This is a genomic window from Pseudochrobactrum sp. AO18b, from assembly GCF_000409565.1.
Classification (GTDB): Bacteria; Pseudomonadota; Alphaproteobacteria; order Rhizobiales; family Rhizobiaceae; genus Pseudochrobactrum; species Pseudochrobactrum saccharolyticum.
The window spans coordinates 1-4,987 of sequence record NZ_ANNO01000135.1; the positions used below are offsets into that span (position 1 = coordinate 1).

4 protein-coding genes and 1 pseudogene are annotated in these 4,987 nt (G+C 52.9%); 1 reads left to right on the forward strand and 4 read right to left on the reverse strand.

From position 1 onward, the window contains the following. The 3 genes and pseudogenes from ychF to rplY form a co-directional block, all read right to left on the reverse strand. The coding region (gene ychF, locus A918_RS0105720) for a redox-regulated ATPase YchF (RefSeq protein WP_022710129.1) at window positions 1–1,048 on the reverse strand (1,048 nt) is incomplete at its 3' end. A 194-nt stretch (window positions 1,049–1,242) separates the two neighbouring features. After that, the gene (pth, locus tag A918_RS0105725; protein WP_022710130.1) at window positions 1,243–1,983 is read right to left on the reverse strand and encodes an aminoacyl-tRNA hydrolase; all 741 of its coding nucleotides are present in this window, start codon (window positions 1,981–1,983) and stop codon (window positions 1,243–1,245) included. A 124-nt stretch (window positions 1,984–2,107) separates the two neighbouring features. After that, window positions 2,108–2,401: pseudogene (rplY, locus tag A918_RS19605) on the reverse strand (50S ribosomal protein L25); the annotation flags it as partial. A 373-nt stretch (window positions 2,402–2,774) separates the two neighbouring features. Between rplY and A918_RS0105735 the strand changes: the two are divergent. Beyond that, window positions 2,775–4,289, forward strand: coding sequence for an ATP-binding protein (locus A918_RS0105735; protein ID WP_022710132.1), 1,515 nt, complete (start codon window positions 2,775–2,777; stop codon window positions 4,287–4,289). On the opposite strand, the gene A918_RS0105740 is transcribed toward A918_RS0105735, so the two are convergent. Then, window positions 4,290–4,910, reverse strand: a complete 621-nt coding sequence (locus A918_RS0105740; RefSeq protein WP_022710133.1) for a glutathione S-transferase family protein — start codon at window positions 4,908–4,910, stop codon at window positions 4,290–4,292. It lies immediately after the preceding gene. Window positions 4,911–4,987: the final 77 nt, after the last annotated feature.

Consider the following 4,987-nt stretch of genomic DNA (forward strand, 5'->3'; position numbering starts at 1 on the left):
CTTCATCACGGGCTTTACCGGCTTCTTTGGCGCCGACTTCACCCTTAAAGGTAACGTAGTCATTAAACGCGATAGTCTGCGCGCGAATGAAACCGCGTTCAAAATCAGTATGGATCACACCGGCTGCCTGCGGAGCTTTAGCACCGCGATGCACAGTCCATGCACGGGTTTCTTTTGGTCCGGCAGTGAAATAAGTAATCAAATCAAGCAGGCTGTAGCCCGCACGGATCAGACGGTCGAGCCCCGGCTCTTCCAGACCCATTTCACCAAGGAACAGCTGTGCATCTTCATCCGGCAGCTGCGAAACTTCCGCTTCAATCGCTGCGGAAATGATAACAGTTTCCGCACCCTGTTCTTTTGCCATTTTGGCGACAGCTTCAGTGTGCTCGTTGCCGTTTGCTGCATCGCTTTCAGCGACATTGCAGACATAAAGCACAGGCTTGGAAGTCAGCAGGTTCAGGCCTTTGAGGATCAGCAGATCGTCCGGTGCAATGCCTTTCAGCAGCATACGGACAGGCTCACCATTCTGAAGCAGCGTCAGGGATTCTTCCATCATCGGCAGAACGGTTGTTGCTTCTTTGTCTTTGCCGGTGGCGCGCTTGCGGATCTGCACGATGCGGCGCTCAAGGCTTTCGAGATCGGAGAGCATCAGTTCGGTTTCAACGGTCTGCGCATCGGAGACCGGATCAATACGGCCTTCGACATGGGTGATGTCATCGTCTTCAAAGCAGCGCAGCACATGAACAATGGCGTCGACTTCACGGATATTGGCGAGGAACTGGTTGCCCAGACCTTCACCCTTGGAAGCGCCGCGTACCAGACCGGCAATATCAACAAAGTTGATACGGGTCGGGATCAGTTCTTTTGAACCGGCAATGTCTGCGATCTGGCGCATACGGCTGTCCGGCACTGCAACTTCACCGGTATTCGGCTCAATGGTGCAGAAAGGATAGTTTGCAGCCTGTGCGGCAGCTGTTTTGGTCAGTGCGTTGAAGAGGGTGGACTTGCCGACATTCGGCAGGCCAACGATACCGCATTTGAAACCCATGATAGAACCTTATCCGGTCTGGTGCGAATTTTAAGAACGACCGGCAATGGCGCGGTTCAGCCCTTATCCTTCAGCATGAAACGTAATGAATATTGCCATTGCCTATGCGCTATGGGGCAAGCACAGGTCAAGGGCAGTGGCGTAAATTGCGGGAAAAAGCCGCTGAAATTTGCAGCTTGCAGCGCGTTTTGTGTTTAGTCGCCCTTTTTGCCGAAGAGTTTGGCCAGCATATCGGCCATAGGGCCGGTTGTTGGAACTTTGGGGGCAATCGTATTATTTTGCCGTGCCTGACGGATATGACTCTGGGCTTTGGGCGCAGCTTTTACCGGTGCTTCCGCTTTGGCATCCTGCTTGCCGCCCATGACAAGCGACAGCTTATTCATGAAGCCGTTATCGTCTTTTTTGACGAGATAGGACAGATTGTCAGCAATGCCGGTAAAGAGCAGATCCAGCCATTCATTATCGGCTTTGGCAAAATCACCCAGCACATAATGATGCACCAGATCTTTCGAACCCGGATGGCCAATGCCAAGGCGCATACGGCGATATTCCTTGGAGTTCAGCAACCCGTGCATATGCTGGTCAATGGACTTGATACCATTATGGCCATTAGCGCTGCCACCGGCTTTGACACGCAATTTGGCAGGCGGCAGATCAAGCTCGTCATAGATCACAACAAGGTCACTGATTGCCAGTTTGTAGAAGCGCATCGCTTCGCCGACAGACTGACCGGAGAGGTTCATAAAAGTCTGCGGCTTGAGCAGCAGTATCTTTTCACCATCAATCATCCCTTCGGAAATCAGGCCCTGAAATTTTTTCGACCATGGCGAAAAGCGATGGCGGGAATGAATTTCATCCACGGCCATAAAACCGATATTGTGACGGTTCCGCGCATATTGCGCGCCGGGATTGCCGAGACCGGTTATCAGCAGCATGGTCGTCTCCGAGAATTAGATATGGCAAGCGTTTTATCAGGCTGTGCTGGTATCACAAACAAAAACATCTCCGGTTTGCACCGGAGATGTTTGATAAATCAGAAGCCGGAAGGCTCGAAATTTATGCTACGCGGATGAAGTCTACGTGCAGAGGCGTGTCTTTAACGCGATCCATCTGGTAGTCTTTAGGCTGAACTTTGATGGTCTGGCCGTCAACATCAATGTTGAAAACGGTAGACTTGAAGCCGCCGCCATAAATCAGGTAGTAAACTGTTTTATAGTCGATAGCGACCGAAATAGCAGGCTGCTTGTCACCATAGATGACTGCTGGAATCTGACCGTTGTCGCGAAGTGCACGGGAGGACCCCTTACCAGCCCGTTCGCGTTTTACGGCCTTGAGAGTTTTAACTTCGCTCATGGCTTTTCCTTATCAAGTAATTTGGAGTGTTCCGCAAAATCAGGTGAGATTCCGAAACATGATATATCCGCGAAATACGCAGCAAAAACAGCGATGATGCGGGCATATCATTCCGCGTTGCCTCCAAGGGTGTCTACGCGGATGCGCTCTCATAAGCGATAAAACCCTTAAGTGCAAGTTTTTGTGCACAAGACAGGCATTTTTGAGCCTTATATGGCCTGTCGCTGTGTATTCCGCAGCAGCCGTGCTAAATGCGCGCGCTTCGTGGCTTGGTGTTATGATACATAGCTGATAGACAAGTTCCATATCCCGAATCTTATTTTATCACACCCGTTCATCAGGGTGTTTTTTCACGTGTATTTCAGGAGGTCATATGAAGGTCGGCATCGACATGGGAGCCACAACGAACGGCACCGCGGCTATGCTCGATCTCGAAGAGCTTCTGGCCACACGTTTGCTGGTTCAGGGCAATTCCGGTTCCGGTAAGTCCTATCTGCTGCGCCGCTTGCTGGAGCAGAGCGCGCCGTGGGTGCAGCAGTGCATCATTGATCCTGAAGGTGATTTTGTCACGCTGGCCGATGTTTACGGCCATGTGGTGGTTGATGCTGCACGTACCGAGGCTGAACTGACCCGTATTGCCCAGCGTATCCGCCAGCACCGTGTGTCTGTGGTGGTTAATCTCGAAGGCCTGGATATTGACCAGCAGATGAAAGCCGCTGCGGCATTTCTCAATGGCATGTTCGATGCTGACCGTGATTACTGGTATCCGATGCTGGTGGTTGTCGATGAAGCACAGCTTTTTGCGCCTTCTGTCGGTGGTGAAGTCTCCGATGAAGCGCGTAAAATTTCACTGAGCGCTATGACCAACCTGATGTGCCGTGGCCGTAAGCGCGGATTGGCCGGTGTGATTGCCACGCAGCGTCTGGCAAAGCTTGCCAAAAACGTGGCGGCTGAAGCTTCCAATTTTCTGATGGGGCGTACATTCCTTGATATTGATATGGCGCGTGCAGCCGATCTGCTGGGTATGGATCGCCGTCAGGCAGAACAGTTCCGTGATTTGCAGCGCGGCCATTTTGTGGCGTTGGGGCCTGCCTTGTCGCGCCGTCCGCTGCCGGTGAAAATCGGCAAGGTGGAAACTTCTGCGCGCTCATCCAGCCCGAAACTAATGCCATTGCCGGATTCTCCGGTTGATGCGGCTGATCTGATTTTTACGCCAAGTGCGGCTGAAGCGAAGATGATTGTGCGCCGTCCGCCACCACCGCCACCACCGCCGCGCCCGATTGCAGAAATTCTGGAGCAGGTTGTGAAAGCCAAGCCGGAAGCCGAAGTGCCGGATGAGCCGCTATTTCCGGGCTTGGTGGAAGCCGAGCGTGAAGAGCTGCTCGATAAGGTGATGACCGAGATCATCGAAGATCCGGAAGCCGCTTATCGCACTGTGGCCGTGCTGTATCAGGATTTTCTGGTGCGCTGCCGTATTCATCGTGTACCGGGGGAACCGCTGGCGTTACCGGCATTCCGTCGTCGTCTTGCTGTGGCACAGGCCAGCGGCGGGGATGAGCTGATTGATGATGAGAAGTGGCAGACTGCACTGCAATTGTCAGAAAGCCTGACCGATGATGTGCAGGGCGTGTTTCTGATTGTGGCGCAGGCTGCGGTTAAAGCTGCGCCATGCCCGTCTGATGCCACGCTGGCGCGTGCCTATGGCAGTCACTCCACCAGCCGCGCCCGTCGTCTGCTGACTTATTTTGAAGAGCGCGGCCTGCTGGTTGTACGAAATGACTTCAAGGGCATGCGTATTGTTGCATTTCCCGATATGGGTTGTGAAACCGCAGCCGGTGATCCGAACGGGCCGGATGAAAGCGCAGACGGCGCCGAGGCTGCGGAATAATCAGGTTTTCATTTTCGCCATATCGGCATCATCAAGCGCTGTTGCCCGTTGCAGGGCAGGGCGTTCCAGTAGTCTCTGGCTGTAGGCGATAAAGCTCGGGCGTTTTTCAATTGTATTGAAACCCAGACCGAAATTCACTTGCGCACCGACATAGACATCGGCTGCGGTAAAGCGGTCGCCGGTAATGTAAGGCGTTTCTGACAGCGCCTGATCGAGCACATCCATAACAGTTTCATAGGAGCCATAGCCGATAAACCGGCCTTGTTCTTCTGTCGGATTAAAGCCGCTGGCATGGTTGCTGACAGCCGCTTCCACAGGTCCTGCGCCGAAAAACAGCCAGCGATAATATTTTGCCCGCTCGTCTGCGGTTGGCGCCAGTTTGGCATCCGGAAAAATATCAGCCAGATAGGCGATGATCGCAGCGGTTTCGGTGATGATATGATCGTTATGCTGCAATGCCGGTACTTTGCCCATCGGATTGATCGACCGGTATTCCGCATCTTTCATAACCGGACCGAAAGGGACGATCTGTGTAGTGTAGGGAGAGCCGGTTTCTTCCAGCATCCAGCGGGCAATACGTCCGCGCGACATCGGATTCGTATAGAGTATGGGATCTGACATGATGCATTCTCCTCCGTTTGAGAGAAAGAATGCACTGTCTTTGTGAAGAAGAAAACAAAAAAGCCGGATCAATGATC